The sequence below is a fragment of the Bradyrhizobium sp. SZCCHNS3016 genome (assembly GCF_032484535.1).
Taxonomy (GTDB): domain Bacteria; phylum Pseudomonadota; class Alphaproteobacteria; order Rhizobiales; family Xanthobacteraceae; genus Bradyrhizobium.
The window spans coordinates 1-17,241 of the sequence record NZ_JAUETE010000023.1; the positions used below are offsets into that span (position 1 = coordinate 1).

Here is a 17,241-nt window from a genome sequence, read left to right on the forward strand (position 1 = left end):
CGCGTTGACCGTTTCTTTCGAATGCCCATCGCAACCTCCTCATCGAGTGTTGCGACGACCAATTGAATCCACCGGATGTCCGGCTCGTACCTGTGGTTCTGCCGCGTGCTTTTTTCTGCACGCGGACCATGGGTGCGACCAGCACCCGGCCTTCCCTGCGCCCTCTGTTTTCGAAGAGGGTTTTGAAATGGCAAAGCTCGGGCGCGGGATGCGCGGCGAGGACGACATGTCATGTATGGAAGGCTGCTCCCCTAATCCCGCATTTACTTTGGCGCGACGACGTAGCCCTGCGCGCGCGCGACGCCCCTCAGCGTCCGCGGCCGTCCTTCGAGACGCACGCCTGCGGCGTGCTCCTCAGGACGAGGTCCGTGGTCTCGGCGTGGTCTTGGAGGGATCTTGGAGGGATCTTGGAGGGATCTTGGAGGGATCTTGGCGAAGCTCTCAACCCTCATGCTGAGGAGCGCCGCTTGCGGCGCGTCTCGAAGCACGAGGCCCGGAGAGCGGACGGGAGGCGATGGACAGCTGCGCGGCAGCTTCAGCCGAGGACGGAAAGGTCAGAGCCGCCCTGCCCCTCAGCGGCCGCGGCCGGCGGCTTGCGGCAGGAACGGCGCCGGCTGATGCACGGGGGCGATCGCCACCGCGCGGTTGCGGCCCTCGTTCTTGGCGCGGTAGAGCGCATTGTCGGCGCGCTTCATGACGTCGGCGATCGGCTCACCCTTCTGCTCCAGGGTCGACAGCCCGATCGACGTCGTGACCTCGATGCGCTTCTCGCCCTTGTGCACCGAGAACGGCTCGTTGGCGACCGAGCGCCGCAAGCGCTCGGCGACCATGCCGGCGACGTGCAAATCGGTTTCGGGCATCACGATGACGAACTCCTCGCCGCCATAGCGGCAGGCGAGATCGATGCCGCGGATCGACTTGCGCACGCGCATGGCGAACTCGCGCAGCACGTCGTCGCCGGCATCATGGCCGTAATTGTCGTTGATCGACTTGAAGTAGTCGATGTCGAGCATCATCAGCGCCAGCGGCTTGCCACGGCTCGCGGCCTGGTCGGCGAGCGTCGAAAGATGCGTCTCCATGTAGCGGCGGTTATGCAGGCCCGTCAGCGCGTCGGTGATCGCCATCTCGATCGAGTTCTGGACGTTGTCGCGCAGATGGTCGGTGTAGCGGCGCTTGCGGATCTGGGTGCGGGCGCGCGCCAGCAGCTCGTTCTTGTCGACGGGACGCAGCAGATAATCGTTGACGCCGATCTCCAGGCCGCGCAGCAGCCGCGAATTGTTCTCGGCTTCCGCAATCGCGAGGATCGGCACGTGCCGGGTGCGTTCCAGCGAGCGCAGCTGGCTGCACAGCCGCAGGCCGTCGTAATCGTTCAGGTCGAGCGAGACGATGACGAGGTCGTAATTGCCTTCGGCGGCGTTGAACACGGCCTCGGCGGGATTGGTCTCGACATCGATGGCATGCTCGGTCGCCAGCATCGGCCCGAGCCGCTCGTAGGACGACGGCCGGTCGTCGACCAGCAGCACCCGCCCGCCCTTGCCGGCGTCGGCAACCGCGTTTCGCTCGGGCGCCTGCACGCCGATCTCGAGCGAGGTCAGCGCGCGCATGCGCAGCTCGTCCGTCATCATCTTCAGCCGCGTCAGCGAGCGCACGCGCGCGATCAGCACGACGTCGGAGACGGGCTTGGTCAGGAAGTCGTCGGCACCGGCCTCCAGGCCGCGCACGCGGTCGGACGGGCTGTCGAGCGCCGTCACCATGACAACCGGAATGAAATGCGTGGCCGGATTCGACTTCAGCCGGCGGCAGACCTCGAAGCCGTCCATGTCCGGCATCATGACGTCGAGCAGGATGATGTCGCATTCGGCGCGCTGGCAGATCTGCAGCGCCTCGGCGCCGTTCGCGGCGGTCAGCACGTCGAAATATTCGGCCGACAGCCGCGCCTCCAACAGCTTGACGTTGGCCGGAACGTCGTCGACCACAAGGATACGCGCGGACACTGCAGAAACTCCCTAGCCGATGAAGCGGCGTACCGTTTCAATGAATTTTCCGACCGAGATCGGTTTGGAAAGATAGGCTTCGCAGCCACCCTCGCGGATGCGCTCCTCGTCGCCCTTCATGGCAAAGGCCGTCACTGCCACCACCGGGATGGCACGCAAATCCGGATCGTCCTTGATCCATTTCGTCACTTCCAGGCCCGAGACCTGCGGCAGCTGGATGTCCATCAGGATCAGATCGGGGCGGGTCCGGCGCACGATGTCGAGCGCCTCCACGCCGCTGGACGTCCCGGACGTCTGGTACCCGTGGGCTTCCAACAGATCGCGGAAGAGCTTCATGTTGAGCTCGTTGTCCTCCACGATCAGGACGGTCTTGCCCATCCGCCCCTCCGAATCACTGACACCGGCATGCCCTCTGGCGGACGCCTGTCCACCGCTACTCATCTAATTCAAACTAGCCCCAGATTCGTTCTAACCCGTTAAGTCGGTATTCGATCTTTCCCCGAGATGGTTTCCACTTGCTTGAACCCATTCCGAAGACTCGGGCATGATGGGCGCAAAGTAGAGCCGACAAGTTAACGGAAAGGCAAATCCGCCGTTGAAAAAGCCCGTTCGAAATCCGCGCGAAGTCGCTGAAATCGTTGCAGTTCAGGCCCTCGGCTTCCTGGCCGGCGAACCCGAGCGGCTGGGCCGTTTCCTGGCCGAGACCGGGATTGGGCCGGAGACGCTGCGATCCTCGGCCGCCGACCCCAATTTCCTGGTCAGCGTGCTCGATTTCGTGCTGCGCGACGACGAGACGGTAAAGGCTTTTGCCGCCCACTCCAAGTTACATCCGACCAATATCATGGCGGCGCGGCAGGTATTGGGCGACCGGCAGTGGGAGCGCGACGTGCCGTGACCGCTTCCGCGCCAGAAGGAGCGTCGCGCGCGGTCAGCGGGCCGACCTGCTTCTGCCGCGACTGCCTGACGGATCTGGATGACGGCGCGCGCCGCTGTACGGCCTGCGGCTCGCCGCGCCTCGTCCGCCATCGCGCCCTGCCCGCGCTGACGCTGGCCCATATCGATTGCGACGCGTTCTATGCGACCGTCGAGAAACGCGACAATCCCGAGGTCGCCGACCGGCCCGTCATCATCGGTGGCGGCAAGCGCGGCGTGGTGTCAGCCGCCTGCTACATCGCCCGCACCTATGGCGTGCGCTCGGCGATGCCGATGTTCAAGGCGCTGGAGCTGTGTCCCTCGGCGGTCGTCATTCCCCCGGACATGGCGAAATACGTCCGGGTCGGCCGCGAGGTGCGCCAGGCGATGCAGGCGCTGACGCCGCTGGTCGAACCGCTCTCGATCGACGAGGCTTTCCTGGATCTCTCCGGAACCGAGCGCGTCCACGGCATGGTCCCCGCAAAGGTGCTGGCGCGCTTCGCCCGTGAGGTCGAGCAGACCATCGGCATCACCGTCTCGGTCGGCCTGTCCTGCAACAAGTTCCTCGCCAAGATCGCCTCCGACCTCGACAAGCCCCGCGGCTTCGCCGCACTCGACCAGGAGGAAGCGCGCAACATGCTGGCCGACAAGCCGGTCGGCTTCATCTTCGGCGTCGGTCCCGCCACGCAGCAACGGCTGGCGAACCAGGGCTTCCGCACCATCGCCGACCTGCAGCGTGCCGACGAGATCGAGCTGATGAAGCAGTTCGGCGGCGACGGCCGCAGGCTGTGGCGGCTGGCGCGCGGCATCGACGACCGCAAGGTGGTGGCCGACCGCGGCGCCAAAACGATTTCCAGCGAGACCACCTTCGACACCGACATCCGCGACTACGCGACTCTGGAAAAGATGCTGTGGCGGCTGTCGGAGAAGGTCTCGTCGCGGCTGAAGGCGAGCCAGCTCGCCGGCTCGACCGTCACCTTGAAGCTGAAGACCGCGGACTTCCGCCAGCGCACCCGCTCGCAATCGATCGCGGCGCCGACGCAGCTCGCCGGCAAGATCTTCGCAATCTGCAAGGAGATGCTGGCGCGCGAGACCGACGGCACGGCGTTCCGGCTGATGGGCGCCGGCGTCAGCGCGCTGCGCCCGGGCTCGGAGGCCTCCGACACCGACATGCTCGACCGCCGTTCGGCCTCGGCCGAGCGCGCGATCGATGCGCTACGCAAGAAGTTCGGCCAGGCCGCGGTGATCCGCGGCATCGCCTATGACGGCCCGGAGCAGACGGAATGACGCCCCGATCAATTGCCGCAGGGTTTGCCGTCCTTCGCGTCCTTGACGTCGAACTTGCCGAGCGCGCCGGCGATGACGAAATCATTGTAGTCGAGCACGAGCGCGCGCGAGACGCCGTTCTCGTACAGCTCGAACGACATCGCGTAGACCGGCGTCTGCTCGCCCTCGGCCCGCTTGGCGTCGCGGTCATAATAGCTGACCGTCACCGGCCAGCGCGTCATCTTCTTCATCTCGTCGTTGTCAGTCGAGGCATCGGGCTTGGCGGCCGCCTTGTCGGCCGACACGGCTGCTCCGATCACGGTCAGCGTGTTGTAGACCTTCTCGCCATTGTCCGAGCCGTCGTAGACCGTCAGCTCGAGCAGCGACTTGCCCTCGCGCGCGGCGGCGATGATGCGATGGATCTGCTCAGTCGGAAACACGGTCGAGCCGTCGAGCGTGAAGGTCTTGGCCTCCGGCTGCTTGAGCTTGACGGTGATGTGATCGCCGGTGCGCTCGGCGATGCCGTCGACCGGGCTGGAGGCCTGATCGTTCATGCGCGAGTCGATCTTGAAGCGATAGCTCTTGCCGGCGCCGTCCTCCCAGGCAGTCGAGCGCAGGTCGCTCAGGGTCACCTTGCCCTCGCCGAGATCGAGCTCCGACACCTGGCGGAATTCCGAGGTGTAGCCGTTGCAGGCATTGCCGGAGAAATTGTAGAGGATGCGGCCGCGCGCGCTATTGACGGGGCTCGACCCGCGCGACTTGACCAGGCTCAGGTCATAGAGCGCCTGATGCGGCAGGAACGGCACGGCCGCCCCGGCCGGCGCCGGACCGAATGTGATCGCCGCCACGGCGAGCGCTCCCATCGACAGTCGAAACGAATGAGCCATGAGTTTTCCTCGGAGGACGTATCGCTAAACCGTCACATTAAAGACCGCTGCATTACGTCGCAACTGCGGCTGGCTCACGGAAACGTGCGGTCAAAGCGGCGGATTGGCGTCGGCGCTGGCTGCTTGCATGTCACTAGCAACTGCGCCAAACAGGACCGCGGTCCGGCACGGGATCGGCTTTCAGACGACAGAACGGGGATTTCAGATGGCGGGTACGGTTGAACAGAATCTGACGGCACAGGGCATCACATTGCCGGCACCAAAGGCGCCGGTGGCCAACTACGTCCCGTTCGTGCGCACCGGCAACCTGCTGTTCGTGTCGGGCCAGGTCTGCCTCGGCGCCGATGGCAAGATGATCGCCTCCGGCAAGCTCGGCGGCGGCGTGTCGATCGAGGACGGCTATGCGGCCGCGAAGGGCTGCGGCGTCAACCTGCTGGCGCAGGTCAAGGCGGCGATCGGCGACCTCGACAAGGTCGTGCGTGTCGTCCGTCTCGGCGGCTTCGTCAATTCGGCGCCGGACTTCCTCGACGGGCCGAAGGTCCTCAACGGCGCCTCCGACCTGATGGTCGCCGCTTTCGGCGACAAGGGCCGCCACGCCCGCACCACCGTCGGCGTCTCGGCCCTGCCGTCCGATGCGGCGGTGGAAGTCGAAGGCGTGTTCGAGGTTCAGTAAGAGAGAGCGCATGATCCGGAAAAGTGCGAAACGGTTTTCCGACGAGATCATGCGCCAGCAAAATGGACGGGGCGAATGCGCGCACCTGACTGGCTGACGGCCCGCCCCGTCGCCCATCGCGGCCTGCATGATGCTGTCAGCGGCATCATCGAGAACATGCCGGCCGCCGCGCGCGGCGCCGTGGCCGGCAACTTCGCCATCGAATGCGACATCCAGCTGTCGGCCGATGGCGAGGCCATGGTGCATCACGACTATGATCTCGGACGCCTCACCGAGGGCACCGGCCCGCTGATCGAAAAGACCGCGGCTGAGCTGAAAGCGATCAAGTTCAAGCAGACCGACGAGCGGATGATGACGCTCGGCGACCTCTGCAACCTGATCGCCGGGCGCGTGCCGCTGGTCGTGGAGATCAAGAGCACGTTCCAGGGCGATCGCCGGCTGGTCCGGCGCATGGCCGAAGTGCTGGCGTCCTACTCCGGCCCGGTGGTCGGGATGTCGTTCGATCCGGACCAGGTCCGTGCCTTGCGCGAAACCATGCCGGAGCTGACGCGCGGCATCGTCGCCCAGCGCAGCTACGAGGACGGCTACTGGGCCAAGCTGACCCAGGCGCAACGCGACAGCATGCTGCATCTCAAGCATGGCTTCAGCAGCCAGCCGCATTTCGTCGCCTATTGGGTCGAGCAGCTGCCTGCGCCTGCCCCCTGGATCGCGCGCAACGTGTTCGGCTGCCCGCTGCTGACCTGGACCGTCCGCACCCCCGAGCAGCGCGCCGCCGCAGCCCGCTATGCGGATCAGATGATCTTCGAGGGGTTTACGCCGGAGACGTGACGCCGGCCTTGAACTCGCTGCTGCGATGCACGATCTTGAGGGACCGGCCATTCGAGCGTCGCCGCCGGGACGCCGCTCGTTAGGTTCTCTTAAGGACTCGACTTTCAAGGACTCGATGGCATCACCTGAGATCACGCTCGAAGCCGTCCCCGGGGTCAGCGAAATCCCGGCTGCAGCATGGGACGCCTGTGCCAATCCGGACGGTCGCGTGAGTCCCGGCTCATCTCCCGCCTGCGGCCGCGGCTACAATCCGTTCATCTCACACGCATTTTTCTCGGCGCTCGAAGCCTCCGGCTCGGCCACCCTGCGCACCGGCTGGGCGCCGCGCCATCTGGTGGCGAAGATGGGCGACGAGATCCTTGGCGTCGTGCCCTGCTATCTCAAGTCCCACTCGCAGGGCGAATATGTCTTCGACCGCGGCTGGGCTGATGCCTATGAGCGCGCCGGCGGACGCTATTATCCGAAGCTGCAGGTCTCGGTGCCGTTCACGCCGGCCACAGGGCCGCGGCTGCTGATCCGCGCCGACCAGGACCGGGAGTTGATAGGCAACGCCCTCGCCCAGGGCCTGAAGGCGTTGTGCGGGATCAGCGAGGCGTCGTCGGTGCACGTCACCTTCGCCCGGGAATCCGAATGGCGGCTGCTCGCAGCGCAGGGTTTCCTGCAACGCACCGATCAGCAGTTCCACTGGCACAACCAGGGTTTTTCCAGCTTCGACGATTTCCTGGCGACGATGAATTCGCGCCACCGCAAGGCGATCAAGCGCGAGCGCCGCGATGCGCTGAGCTCCGGCATCAGCATACATTGGTTGACCGGCAAGGACATCACCGAGGATGCCTGGGATGCCTTCTTCGATTTCTACATGGAGACCGGCTCACGCAAATGGGGCCGGCCGTATCTGACCCGCAAGTTCTTCGCGCTGATCGGCGAGACCATGGCCGAAGACGTGCTGCTGGTCATGGCCAAGCGCGACGGACGCTGGATCGCCGGCGCCATCAACTTCATCGGCTCGGACACGCTGTTCGGCCGCAACTGGGGCGCCATCGAGCATCACCCGTTCCTGCATTTCGAGGTCTGCTACTACCAGGCGATCGATTTCGCGATCCACCACAAGCTGGAGGTGGTCGAGGCCGGCGCCCAGGGCGAGCACAAGATCGCGCGCGGCTACCTGCCGCAGACCACCTACTCCGCCCACTACATCGCCGATCGCGGCCTGCGCCGGGCCATCGACGACTATCTCAAGCGCGAGCGCGCCTATGTCGAGGAGGCCGGTCGCGAGCTCGCCGAATCCGGACCGTTCCGCAAGGGGATGGACGAGCCGTCTTGACCGGCGACACGCGCCGGTGAGAGTAAGGCGCACCAAGAGGAACCGCTTGAGGGACTGCCCATGACCGCCTACGATCCCAACAACCCGTTCGCGAAGATCCTGCGCGGTGAATTCCCCTGCGCCAAGGTCTATGAGAACGACCACGTGCTCGCGTTCCTCGACATCATGCCGCGCGTCGCCGGGCATACGCTGGTCATTCCGAAGGCTCCGGCCCGCAACATCCTGGACATCACCGAGGAGGATTATCTCCACGTCGGCCGTGCCGTGCGCACCATTGCGCGCGCCGCCAAGACCGCGTTCGCCGCCGACGGCATCACCGTGCAGCAGTTCAACGAGCATGCCGGCGGGCAGATGGTGTTCCACCTCCACGTCCACATCATGCCGCGCCACAACGGCGATTCCCTGCTGCCGCCCGCGAGCCGTAAGGAAGATCCGAAGGTGCTGGAGGAGAATGCCGCGAAGCTGATCGCCGTGCTCAAGGGCTGATCACGCCTCGTCGAGCCCGATGTCCAGCGCGGCCGACGAATGCGTGATCCAGCCGACCGAGATCAGGTCGACGCCGGCCGCGGCGATCGCGGGTGCGGTCTCCACGGTGATCCGGCCCGAGGCTTCCGCGATGGCCTTGCCGCTGATCATGCCGACGGCGGCTTCGAGCTCCGCCGGCGTCATGTTGTCGAGCAGCACCGCATCGACGCCCAGCGTCAGCGCCTGCTCGAGCTGCGCCAGAGTGTCGACCTCGACCTCGATCTTGACGAGATGGCCGGCATGGGCCTTAGCGCGCGTGATGGCAGCCTTGATGCCGCCGGCGATGGCGATGTGGTTGTCCTTGATCAGCACGGCGTCATCGAGCCCGAACCGGTGATTGCCGCCGCCGCCCGCGCGCACCGCATATTTCTCCAGCGCGCGCAGGCCCGGCGTGGTCTTCCGGGTGCAGACGATCTGCGCCTTGGTCCCTTTCACCGCGGCGACCAGGGACGCCGTCGCGCTGGCGATCCCGCTCAAACGGCAGAGGAAGTTGAGCGCGACGCGCTCGCCGGTCAGCAGCGCCCGTGCCGGGCCGCTGATGGTCGCGATCGTGTCTCCCGGCTCCACAGGGCTGCCGTCAGACCGCACGATCTCCATGCGCACGTCCGGTGAGACGACCTGGAAGGCGCAGCGCGCCACATCGAGGCCTGCGATCACCCCGTGCTGGCGCGCCCGCAGCTTCAGCGAGGCGCGCTGCTCGGCGGGGACGATGGCATCGGTGGTGATGTCGCCGGCGCGGCCGAGATCCTCGAGCAGAGCCATGCGCACCAGCGGCTCGTAGAGCAAGGGCGAGAGAGGATTGAGAGTCATGGCACTGCGCTCCTGAACGGCGTCTGCTCGGCCTCGACAATGTCGCGGGCAACCGCGATCGCCTCGGGCAGAGTGAGGCTGGACGGCTGCGCGACGGGCAGCGTGCCCGGACGATCGCTGCGGAAATGCGCGCCGCGGCTCTCCTCACGGGCATGGGCCGCGACCGCAAGCATCAGGCCGACCAGCGCAGGATCCGCCGCGGGCCCGGCCTGCTCTGCCAGCGGAAGCAGGCTGCTGACGGCATCCGCGATCGTGCGACGCTCGCGCATCACGCCGAGCGCATGCGACAGCAGCTGCCGTACGGCCGACGGATCGGACGCCAGCGGAATTGCCGCCACCTCGCACGGCTTGCCTGCACGCTGCGGCGCGCCGGCCACGCTTTCGGCCACCCATTGCGCGCAGACGATCGCCTCCATCAGCGAGTTGCTGGCGAGCCGGTTGGCGCCGTGCAGGCCGGTGCGGCTGGCTTCGCCACAGGCCCACAAGCCCTCGACCGTGCTGCGTCCCATCGCGTCAACAGCGATGCCGCCCATATGATAGTGCACGGCCGGCCGCACCGGGATCGGATCGCGCACGGGATCGATGCCCGCCATGCGGCAGAACGCGCTGATCACGGGATAGCGGCCGGCGAAATCCTTGCCCGGCTTCTCGCGGGCATCGAGGAACACGCGATGGCCTTGCGCACGGCGGCGCCATACCGCCCGCGCCACCACGTCGCGCGGCGCCAGCTCAGCGCCGGGCTCGTCGGCCATGAAGCGCGTGCCGGTGTCGTCGATCAGGACGGCGCCATCGCCGCGGATCGCCTCGGTGAGCAGCGGCAGCGGCCGCGACGGTCCGTCGAACGCGGTCGGATGAAACTGCACGAATTCGAGATCGGACAGCACGGCCCCGGCCCGCGCCGCCAGCGCGAGGCCCTGGCCGAAACAGCCGGCCGGATTGGTGCTGTCGAGGAACAGGCCGCCGATGCCGCCGGTTGCGATCACGACGCGTGTCGTGGCGAGGATCAGAGCCTCACCGCCGCGCGCCGCAGCCACGCCCTGGATCGCGTTGTCATTGACAATCAGCCGGCGCGCCTCGACGCCTTCCAACAAGGTCACCGAAGCACAACGCCGCACAGCCACGATCAGTGCGCGCATGATCTCGCGTCCCGTGCCGTCGCCGGTCGCATGCACGATCCGTTTGCGGCTGTGTGCGGCCTCCAGGCCCAGACACCAACGTCCATCCGCACCTCGGTCGAACGCAACGCCAAGCTGCGCGAGGCGCTCGACCGCGGCCGGCGCCGCCTCGATGATGCGGCGCGCGGCGGGCTCGTCGCACAATCCCGCTCCGGCGGCGAGCGTGTCCTTCAGATGCAGCCCCGGATCATCGTCATCGCCAACCGCCGCGGCCAGTCCACCCTGCGCCCACATGCTCGACGCCTCCGCGCCGAGCGGCGACTTCGACAACAGCACGACGGGCTCGGGTGCAAGCGCAAGCGCCGTCATCAGACCTGCGGCACCGCCGCCGATGATCACGGGACGGCCGATCAACTTCGAAACATCGATGCTCATGATGCCAGCATCCTTTCCACTGCACGTCGCGCGCGCTCGGCCATCGCGGGATCGATCGTGACCTCGTGCGTGTTGGTCTCGAGCGCATGGCGGATGTTCTTCAAGGTGATCCGCTTCATGTGCGGGCACAGATTGCAGGGACGGATGAACTCGATGTCGGGATGGAGCACGGCGACATTGTCGCTCATCGAGCATTCCGTCAGCAGCACCACCCGGGCCGGCCTTCTTGCTCCGACGAAGTCCGACATCGCCGCGGTCGAGCCGGCGAAGTCGGCCTCCGCCACGACCTCCGGCGGACACTCCGGATGCGCAAGCACGGTGACACCGGGATGGTTGTCGCGCAGCGCGCGGACGTCGTCGGCGCTGAAGCGCTCATGCACCTCGCAATGCCCCTTCCAGGCCGTGATCCTGACCTTTGTCTGTGCGGCGACGTTCCGCGCGAGATATTCATCCGGCAGCATGATGACGTGATCGACGCCGAGCGACTCGACCACCGCGCGTGCGTTGCCGGACGTGCAGCAGACGTCGGACTCGGCCTTCACCGCCACCGACGTGTTGACATAGGCGACCACGGGCACGCCGGGGTGGCGCGCGCGCATCAGCCGCACGTCGTCGGCGGTGATCGATTCCGCCAATGAGCAGCCCGCCTCCACGTCGGGGATCAACACCGTCTTGTCGGGATTGAGCAGCTTGGCGGTCTCGGCCATGAAGTGGACTCCGGCGAGCACGATCACCTCGGCATCGACCTTGGTCGCTTCGCGCGCCAGCAGCAGGCTGTCGCCGACGATGTCGGCGACGCCGTGATAGATTTCGGGCGTCTGATAGTTGTGCGCCAGCACCACGGCATTGCGCTGGCGCTTCAGCGCCAGAATGGCTTCGACGTCGTCCTCGAAGACAGCCCATTCCGGCGGCGGGATCACCCGCCTCAGACGCTCAGCAAGCGGTGCATTCGGCGCGACGGCAGGCAGGACAAGCTCGGCCATTTATACTCTCCATGAGCATAAGATGCCTTATACTTATCCTGAGCATAAGCCTTGTCAAGAGCGGGAGATCAAGACCGCGAGAGCGGCAGCTTGGTTCCGACCACCGCCCGCTCGGCCAGAACGCCCTGCCTGAAGCGAAACAGCTTGGCCGGCCGACCGATCGTGTCGGCAGCGATTGCGCCTGTCTCTTCAACCAGTTCCTGCTGCTCGATGAGGCGGCGGAAGTTCTGCTTGTGCACGAGCCGGCCTGCCAGTGCCTCGACGCTGCGCTGCAATTGCAGCAGTGTAAATTCTTCCGGCATCAACTCGAACACGACCGGCCGGTATTTGATCTTGGCGCGCAGACGGGCAATGCCGGTAGCGAGAATCCGACGGTGATCACCGATCATGGCGCGGCCGGGCACCTCCGCTTGGCTGGCCTCCTTCTCGCGCGTACTCTCGGGAATCAGCGCAGCCTCGTACAGCAGCTCATAGCGCTGCAGCGCCAATTCCTCGTTCCACTCGCGGCCATCGAGACCGAAAGTGATCGCGGCGCGCTGCCACCTTGTCTTCTGCAGCGCCGGCTGGTCGGCGGCTCGCGCCCAGGCCTTCAGCTTCGGCGCGATGATCTTTGCCAGGATCGTCGGCGGTCCGTCGCGATGATCCTCCCATGGGAAGTAGTCGTACCATGACGACCATTGCGCATCCGCGCCCTCGCGCCCCTCTTCCTCGCGTGTCAGGCCGAGATAGCTGATGGAGATGCGGTGCGGCGCGTCGGCAGCGCCGCCGCGACCGCGGTCGGCGAAGGTGTAAAGCTGCTCGACATAGCCGAGCGGATGGCCGGTCTGCGCCTTGACCCAGGCGCGCAGGCCCATCTGCAGCGAGCGGTGCGCGAACTGAAACGGTCCGCTCGGCAGCGCCGCAGCGTGCTCGATCGTCATGATCTTCGGATGGCCGTCGGTCACCGCCACCAGCACGGCAACGAGGTCCGCCGTAATCGCATCCAGAGCCGTCACCATCTTCTGCGGCCGCTTATTCACCTTCGACATCCGGATCCGTCGGTCCTATTTGTCATCCTCACCCGCCGCCGCCGGCGTGAACACGCAATGATCCGGCTTCAGGTCGATCAGCGGCGTCTCGTCGAGGCAGTCGAGACCGCGCACCAGCACGGTGCTGCCCTCCAGCGCGACGAAGCGGACCGTCGACACGCCGATCGGATTGGGACGCACTGGCGAGCGCAGCGCGAAGGTGCCCCGGGTCTCGCCGTCATGATGGCGCGGGCTCTGCTTCACGAGATCACGGCGCGCCCGGTTCAGCCAGTACAGCACCTGGAGGTGGCTGAAGGCATCGATGCCCTGCAGCGCCGGCACCCAAGGTTCGAAGATCTCGAGCCGGCACACCGGCCCCTCGAAGCTGCCCTGCCGCGGCGTCTCGAGCCGCGAGGTCCAGGGCGTGCGGATGCGGCCGATGAAATACAGCGTGGCGTCGCGCGGCTGGGGCGCGTCGACGGCGACTTCTCCCGGGCGGAGATCGGTATCAGTGGTCATTGCGGAGTCCTTGGGTCTTCCCGGCAATCTATCGGAACCTCGGCTCACCGCAATTGCGGTTGCGCAAGATCGCGCAACTCAGCCGAGCCACCATTTGCCGGCCAGCATGACGGCCTCGCCGCAGACGACACCGGCAAAGATCGAGCGGCGGCTCGCCATGAAGGCCGCAAGGCCGGCAACGACCGCGCCGTAGCGCAGGCCCCATGGCACGCTGGCGAGCGCGCCCGGCGGCTGCACCAGGATCTGGGCGATGACCCCAGCCAAGATGGCGGTCGCGACCGCCTTGACCCACATCAGCAGGTCCGAGCCCTCGTCGAGCCCGCTGCCGAACCACAGCCCGAGCAGGCGCCAGATCTGGTTGGGGATCACGCCCGCCACCAGCAGCACCACGAGCGCATGCCAATCGCCGATGAAGTCGCTCATGCCGGCCCCCGCCGCTCGCGCCATTTGTGCGCGCCGAACGCGAGCGTTCCGGCGACGACGCCGCTGACCAGGATATCGACGCCGCTGTTGAGCTGGGCCGCCACGGGATACAGCACGAGGCCAAGGCCGAGCGCGAGCACGTCGGCCAGCTCCCTGGCGTTGCGCAGGGTCGAGAACAGGAACGCCAGCGGCGTCAGCAAGAGCACCGCGGCGCCGAAGGTCTGCGACAGGTTGGCGGCCAAGAGATAGCCGATGATGGTCGCGATCAGCGCAATCCCCATCAGGCCGGTACCGAGCCCATGCACGAAGGCGATGCGGCGCTCGCGCGGCACATGCGGCAGGAAGCGATAGCATTCGACCCACAGGGTCACCGCGGTGAAATGCGCGATCAGCACCAGGTGCCGCCGCTTGGTCTGGGGGGAGCGGATCAGCGGCAGCACCGCCACCACCATCGGAAACAGCCGGATCGCGCTCATCGTGACCGCGATCGCCGATTGCAAAATGGTCTGGCCGGAGCCGAGCGTGGAGACCAGGATGATCTGCGCTGGCCCGGCCCAAACCAGCACCGTGCTCAGGATCGCCCAGAGCATGCTGAAACGGGTGTCATGGGCGAGCGCGCCGATGCCGATGAAGGTGACGAACAGCACCAGTGACAGGATGGTCGCTGACGTCGCGCGCAGCCCCCAGCCGAAGGCGCGCAGTGAACCATGCCATTGCGGCGAATCGAGCGGAGGAAGTGTCACGGGCGGCCCAGCGGAACGAACCGCGATAAGGCTGGCGAAAGTCGCTCGCGTCAACCGCCATCAGGCGCGCGCGGGTCTGCGTCCGGCGCAGCCATTCCCACCATCCCCACGCGCGGCGCCGCACGAGCTCTATCCGGAGCGATTGCGCAGCACGAAGCAGGCGCCACCGGCCCCGCGGATCCGACTGCAGAGCGCGTCGGCCTCGGCCCGCGTCTCGGCGCCGATTCGCACCTGGTAGAAGGCGCGGTTGCCGCGCGAGCGCATCACCGACGACAGCAGGCTCGGGTCGCGGTCGCCGATGACCGGGCCAAGCCCCTTGATCGCCCGCGAATACATCGCGAGCGCCTTGTTGCGGTCGAAGCCTGCAGCCAGTTGGACGCCCCATGGTTTCGCGGCCGACAGCGCCACATGCTGCTCGAGCTCCGTGACGAACGGATTCGGCGCGCGCTTCAACATCGCCATCAGCTGACGACACGAGGTCGGCGGCGGGCTCGGCGGCGTCTTGCCGCCGCTGCCGGCGGCCGCCCACTCGTCGATCGTGGCGCCCGTGATGGCCGAGACGTAGTTGCGGGTCTCCCAGGGCATCTGCCCCTTGCCGGTGAGCCAGTCCTGCACCCGGCGCGGCCCCGCATTGTAGGCCGCCGCCGCGAGCCCGAGATTGCCGAACTGGTCGCGCAGCTCGGCCAGGAACTGCGCCGACTTCGGCAGCGCCTGAACCGGATCGAACGGATCGAGCAACTGGCGCTGGTTCGCCGTGCCCGGCATGAACTGCGCAATTCCCTGCGCGCGCTGGCCGTTGCGCGTGACCGGCCCGACTGCATCGCTCTGAAAGCGGCTTTCCTGCCAGATCACGCGGGCGAAGAATTCGAGCGGCAGATCATTCGCCTTGGCTGCGGATTCGATCATCAGGCAGATCGCCTCGCGGGTGCCGCTCTCCTTGAACTCCTCGGACTTGTTCTCCGAGCCCTCTGCCGGCTTCGCAGTCTCGTGCGGCGCGTCCTGCTGCGCACCGTCCTTCGGATCAGCCGGCACGGCAACGTCCCGGTCTGAGCCCTGCTCCGCCGCCACGCCGGACAAGGGCATGGTCAGGATCAGGGCAAGGCCGAGACAGGCAATGCGAGCAATCGAAACCATGGAAAGCATCGTGAGCGTGGTGCAATGGTTGGAATTCTGTCGACAGACAAAGCCCAGGACCACGCGGGGTTCCCCCGCGCGGCGCTTGACACAGCGAATGAGCCGGCTAGCAATCCGAAAATCCTGCAGGGAGCGCGACGGATGACCGCACCGACCGACGACAGACTCGGCTTCGCGCCCGAAAGCGATGCGCCCTTGTCCTACATGGCGCGCACGCGCGACTACTATCTCGCGATCGGCTATGACACGCCCTATCGCTGGGCTCACTACACGTCGGCGCCGTTCCATCCCTTGCGCAAGCCGCTCGCGCAGTCGCGCGTCACCATCGTCACCACGGCCGCGCCGTTCGATCCCGCCAAAGGCGATCAAGGCCCCGGCGCGCCCTACAATGGCGGCGCCAAGTTCTACTCCGTCTATGACGGCGACACGTCGGCGCAGCACGACCTGCGCATTTCCCACATTGCCTATGATCGCGCGCACACCTCGGCCGAGGATTCCGGCACCTGGTTTCCGCTACCACAGCTCCTAAGGCTGGCAGGTGAAGGCCGCATCGGCGCGGTCGGACCGCGCTTCTTCGGCGCGCCGACCAATCGCAGCCACCGCGTCACGATCGAGACCGATGCGCCGGAGATTCTTGCGCGCTGCCGCGCCGACGAGATCGATGCCGTCGTGCTGGTGCCGAACTGTCCGGTGTGCCACCAGACCGTGAGCCTGGTAGCCCGGCATCTCGAAGCGAACGGCATCGCGACCGTCGTCATGGGCTGCGCCAAGGACATCGTCGAGCACGCCGCAGCACCGCGCTTCCTGTTCTCGGATTTTCCGCTCGGCAATTCCGCCGGCAAGCCGCACGACGCGGCCTCACAGGCCTTCACGCTCGAGCTCGCCTTGCGCATCCTCGAGAGTTCACCAGCCGCACGGACGACCGTACAATCGCCTTTGCAGTGGAGCGACGATCACGGCTGGAAGCGCGACTACAGCAATCCGGCCATGCTCGCGCCGGAAGAGTTGGCGCGGCGGCGCGCCGAGTTCGATGCGCAGAAGGCGATCGCGCGGCAGGTTCGTGGAAAGCAGGTGTGAAAGCCACACTCGCGTGAAACTCGCCCGGGAATTTCTTCGGATAATGCTGATTGCGCTTGCCGTCCCGCTCCAGTTGCGCTTGAGTTCCCTTGGGTTTCAAGGGGGCAGTACCAAATGAGAGTTGTAGCGTTCGTAGCGCTGTGCGCCGCGCTGGGAGGTTGCGCGTCCGTAACGCGGGGTACAACCGAGACGATCAGTGTCGCGTCGACGCCGTCCGGGGCCGAGGCCACGATCGCCGGTCTCGAAGCGCCGATGACCTGCACGACGCCCTGCTCGTTCGTCGCCAAGCGCAATGCCGATATCTCCGTCACCATCGAAAAACCGGGCTACGAGACCCAGATCATCCCGTTGACCAAGGACATCCCGGCGACCGGCGCGGCCGGCTTCGCCGGCAACATCTTAGCGGGCGGCCTGATCGGCATGGGTGTGGACGCCGCGACTGGCGCGGCGACCGACCACAAGCCAAACCCGGTGATCGTCACCTTGCAGCCGCGCATGGCGGCGCCGGCAGGCCGTGCGCAGCGGCCGCCGCGGCGGTCGGCCCCGCCGCCGGCACAACCGGAGGCCGGGACCTAGCGCTCGCCAA

General features: G+C 66.6%; 19 protein-coding genes. 8 read left to right on the forward strand and 11 right to left on the reverse strand.

The annotated features are described in order from the left end of the window. Positions 1-572: 572 nt before the first annotated feature. Both QW881_RS30070 and QW881_RS30075 read right to left on the reverse strand, forming a co-directional pair. On the reverse strand, positions 573-1,994 hold the full coding sequence (locus QW881_RS30070; RefSeq protein WP_315754532.1) for a PleD family two-component system response regulator: 1,422 nt from the start codon (positions 1,992-1,994) through the stop codon (positions 573-575). A gap of 12 nt (positions 1,995-2,006) precedes the next feature. After that, the gene (locus tag QW881_RS30075; protein ID WP_008964019.1) at positions 2,007-2,372 is read right to left on the reverse strand and encodes a response regulator; all 366 of its coding nucleotides are present in this window, start codon (positions 2,370-2,372) and stop codon (positions 2,007-2,009) included. 217 nt (positions 2,373-2,589) lie between these two features. Between QW881_RS30075 and QW881_RS30080 the strand changes: the two genes are divergently transcribed. Next, positions 2,590-2,889: a DUF3572 domain-containing protein gene (locus tag QW881_RS30080; protein ID WP_315718395.1), complete on the forward strand. Its 300-nt coding sequence runs from the start codon at positions 2,590-2,592 to the stop codon at positions 2,887-2,889. Continuing rightward, positions 2,886-4,193: a DNA polymerase IV gene (locus QW881_RS30085; RefSeq protein WP_315754530.1), complete on the forward strand. Its 1,308-nt coding sequence runs from the start codon at positions 2,886-2,888 to the stop codon at positions 4,191-4,193. The genes QW881_RS30080 and QW881_RS30085 overlap by 4 nt, the downstream gene beginning before the upstream one ends. Before the next feature lie 8 nt (positions 4,194-4,201). On the opposite strand, the gene QW881_RS30090 is transcribed toward QW881_RS30085, so the two are convergent. Beyond that, positions 4,202-5,059, reverse strand: coding sequence for a cell envelope integrity EipB family protein (locus QW881_RS30090; RefSeq protein ID WP_315740310.1), 858 nt, complete (start codon positions 5,057-5,059; stop codon positions 4,202-4,204). A gap of 205 nt (positions 5,060-5,264) precedes the next feature. On the opposite strand from QW881_RS30090, the gene QW881_RS30095 reads away from it, so the two are divergent. The 4 genes from QW881_RS30095 (at position 5,265) to QW881_RS30110 (ending at position 8,370) form a co-directional block, all read left to right on the forward strand. Continuing rightward, positions 5,265-5,732: a RidA family protein gene (locus QW881_RS30095; protein ID WP_315754528.1), complete on the forward strand. Its 468-nt coding sequence runs from the start codon at positions 5,265-5,267 to the stop codon at positions 5,730-5,732. Positions 5,733-5,807: 75 nt separating this feature from the next. Next, positions 5,808-6,560, forward strand: coding sequence for a glycerophosphodiester phosphodiesterase (locus QW881_RS30100; protein WP_315754526.1), 753 nt, complete (start codon positions 5,808-5,810; stop codon positions 6,558-6,560). Between the two features lie 115 nt (positions 6,561-6,675). Continuing rightward, the gene (locus QW881_RS30105) at positions 6,676-7,884 is read left to right on the forward strand and encodes a GNAT family N-acetyltransferase (RefSeq protein ID WP_315754524.1); all 1,209 of its coding nucleotides are present in this window, start codon (positions 6,676-6,678) and stop codon (positions 7,882-7,884) included. A 60-nt stretch (positions 7,885-7,944) separates the two neighbouring features. Beyond that, entirely contained in the window at positions 7,945-8,370 is a 426-nt protein-coding gene (locus tag QW881_RS30110; RefSeq protein ID WP_315754522.1) for an HIT family protein, read from the forward strand. Here QW881_RS30110 and nadC read toward each other — a convergent pair whose 3' ends face one another. The 8 genes from nadC to QW881_RS30150 form a co-directional block, all read right to left on the reverse strand. Further along, on the reverse strand, positions 8,371-9,219 hold the full coding sequence (nadC, locus tag QW881_RS30115) for a carboxylating nicotinate-nucleotide diphosphorylase (RefSeq protein ID WP_315754520.1): 849 nt from the start codon (positions 9,217-9,219) through the stop codon (positions 8,371-8,373). It lies immediately after the preceding gene. Continuing rightward, on the reverse strand, positions 9,216-10,769 hold the full coding sequence (locus tag QW881_RS30120; RefSeq protein WP_315754515.1) for an L-aspartate oxidase: 1,554 nt from the start codon (positions 10,767-10,769) through the stop codon (positions 9,216-9,218). Before QW881_RS30120 ends, nadC begins: the two co-directional genes overlap by 4 nt. After that, positions 10,766-11,752, reverse strand: a complete 987-nt coding sequence (nadA, locus tag QW881_RS30125; RefSeq protein ID WP_315754513.1) for a quinolinate synthase NadA — start codon at positions 11,750-11,752, stop codon at positions 10,766-10,768. The genes QW881_RS30120 and nadA overlap by 4 nt, the downstream gene beginning before the upstream one ends. A gap of 68 nt (positions 11,753-11,820) precedes the next feature. Next, on the reverse strand, positions 11,821-12,780 hold the full coding sequence (locus QW881_RS30130; RefSeq protein ID WP_315754510.1) for an NrtR DNA-binding winged helix domain-containing protein: 960 nt from the start codon (positions 12,778-12,780) through the stop codon (positions 11,821-11,823). Positions 12,781-12,795: 15 nt separating this feature from the next. Beyond that, positions 12,796-13,278: a tRNA (N6-threonylcarbamoyladenosine(37)-N6)-methyltransferase TrmO gene (gene tsaA, locus QW881_RS30135; protein WP_315754508.1), complete on the reverse strand. Its 483-nt coding sequence runs from the start codon at positions 13,276-13,278 to the stop codon at positions 12,796-12,798. Positions 13,279-13,356: 78 nt separating this feature from the next. Beyond that, positions 13,357-13,701: an AzlD domain-containing protein gene (locus QW881_RS30140; RefSeq protein WP_315740320.1), complete on the reverse strand. Its 345-nt coding sequence runs from the start codon at positions 13,699-13,701 to the stop codon at positions 13,357-13,359. Continuing rightward, positions 13,698-14,444: an AzlC family ABC transporter permease gene (locus tag QW881_RS30145; RefSeq protein ID WP_315775240.1), complete on the reverse strand. Its 747-nt coding sequence runs from the start codon at positions 14,442-14,444 to the stop codon at positions 13,698-13,700. Before QW881_RS30145 ends, QW881_RS30140 begins: the two co-directional genes overlap by 4 nt. 129 nt (positions 14,445-14,573) lie before the next feature. Next, the gene (locus QW881_RS30150; protein ID WP_316159210.1) at positions 14,574-15,587 is read right to left on the reverse strand and encodes a lytic transglycosylase domain-containing protein; all 1,014 of its coding nucleotides are present in this window, start codon (positions 15,585-15,587) and stop codon (positions 14,574-14,576) included. A gap of 132 nt (positions 15,588-15,719) precedes the next feature. On the opposite strand from QW881_RS30150, the gene QW881_RS30155 reads away from it, so the two are divergent. Next, positions 15,720-16,655, forward strand: a complete 936-nt coding sequence (locus QW881_RS30155) for a glycine reductase (protein WP_316159211.1) — start codon at positions 15,720-15,722, stop codon at positions 16,653-16,655. Positions 16,656-16,769: 114 nt separating this feature from the next. Beyond that, on the forward strand, positions 16,770-17,231 hold the full coding sequence (locus tag QW881_RS30160; protein ID WP_315740324.1) for a PEGA domain-containing protein: 462 nt from the start codon (positions 16,770-16,772) through the stop codon (positions 17,229-17,231). Positions 17,232-17,241: the final 10 nt, after the last annotated feature.

What these genes read in the sequence shown, in the direction of transcription:
- QW881_RS30150 (WP_316159210.1), bottom strand. Translation starts at nt 15,587, where the DNA reads ATGCTTTCCATGGTTTCGATTGCTCGCATTGCCTGTCTCGGCCTTGCC.
- QW881_RS30160 (WP_315740324.1), top strand. Translation starts at nt 16,770, where the DNA reads ATGAGAGTTGTAGCGTTCGTAGCGCTGTGCGCCGCGCTGGGAGGTTGC.
- QW881_RS30090 (WP_315740310.1), bottom strand. Translation starts at nt 5,059, where the DNA reads ATGGCTCATTCGTTTCGACTGTCGATGGGAGCGCTCGCCGTGGCGGCG.
- QW881_RS30120 (WP_315754515.1), bottom strand. Translation starts at nt 10,769, where the DNA reads ATGAGCATCGATGTTTCGAAGTTGATCGGCCGTCCCGTGATCATCGGC.
- QW881_RS30105 (WP_315754524.1), top strand. Translation starts at nt 6,676, where the DNA reads ATGGCATCACCTGAGATCACGCTCGAAGCCGTCCCCGGGGTCAGCGAA.
- QW881_RS30110 (WP_315754522.1), top strand. Translation starts at nt 7,945, where the DNA reads ATGACCGCCTACGATCCCAACAACCCGTTCGCGAAGATCCTGCGCGGT.
- QW881_RS30140 (WP_315740320.1), bottom strand. Translation starts at nt 13,701, where the DNA reads ATGAGCGACTTCATCGGCGATTGGCATGCGCTCGTGGTGCTGCTGGTG.
- tsaA (WP_315754508.1), bottom strand. Translation starts at nt 13,278, where the DNA reads ATGACCACTGATACCGATCTCCGCCCGGGAGAAGTCGCCGTCGACGCG.
- QW881_RS30155 (WP_316159211.1), top strand. Translation starts at nt 15,720, where the DNA reads ATGACCGCACCGACCGACGACAGACTCGGCTTCGCGCCCGAAAGCGAT.
- nadC (WP_315754520.1), bottom strand. Translation starts at nt 9,219, where the DNA reads ATGACTCTCAATCCTCTCTCGCCCTTGCTCTACGAGCCGCTGGTGCGC.
- QW881_RS30100 (WP_315754526.1), top strand. Translation starts at nt 5,808, where the DNA reads ATGCGCGCACCTGACTGGCTGACGGCCCGCCCCGTCGCCCATCGCGGC.
- QW881_RS30095 (WP_315754528.1), top strand. Translation starts at nt 5,265, where the DNA reads ATGGCGGGTACGGTTGAACAGAATCTGACGGCACAGGGCATCACATTG.
- nadA (WP_315754513.1), bottom strand. Translation starts at nt 11,752, where the DNA reads ATGGCCGAGCTTGTCCTGCCTGCCGTCGCGCCGAATGCACCGCTTGCT.
- QW881_RS30075 (WP_008964019.1), bottom strand. Translation starts at nt 2,372, where the DNA reads ATGGGCAAGACCGTCCTGATCGTGGAGGACAACGAGCTCAACATGAAG.
- QW881_RS30130 (WP_315754510.1), bottom strand. Translation starts at nt 12,780, where the DNA reads ATGTCGAAGGTGAATAAGCGGCCGCAGAAGATGGTGACGGCTCTGGAT.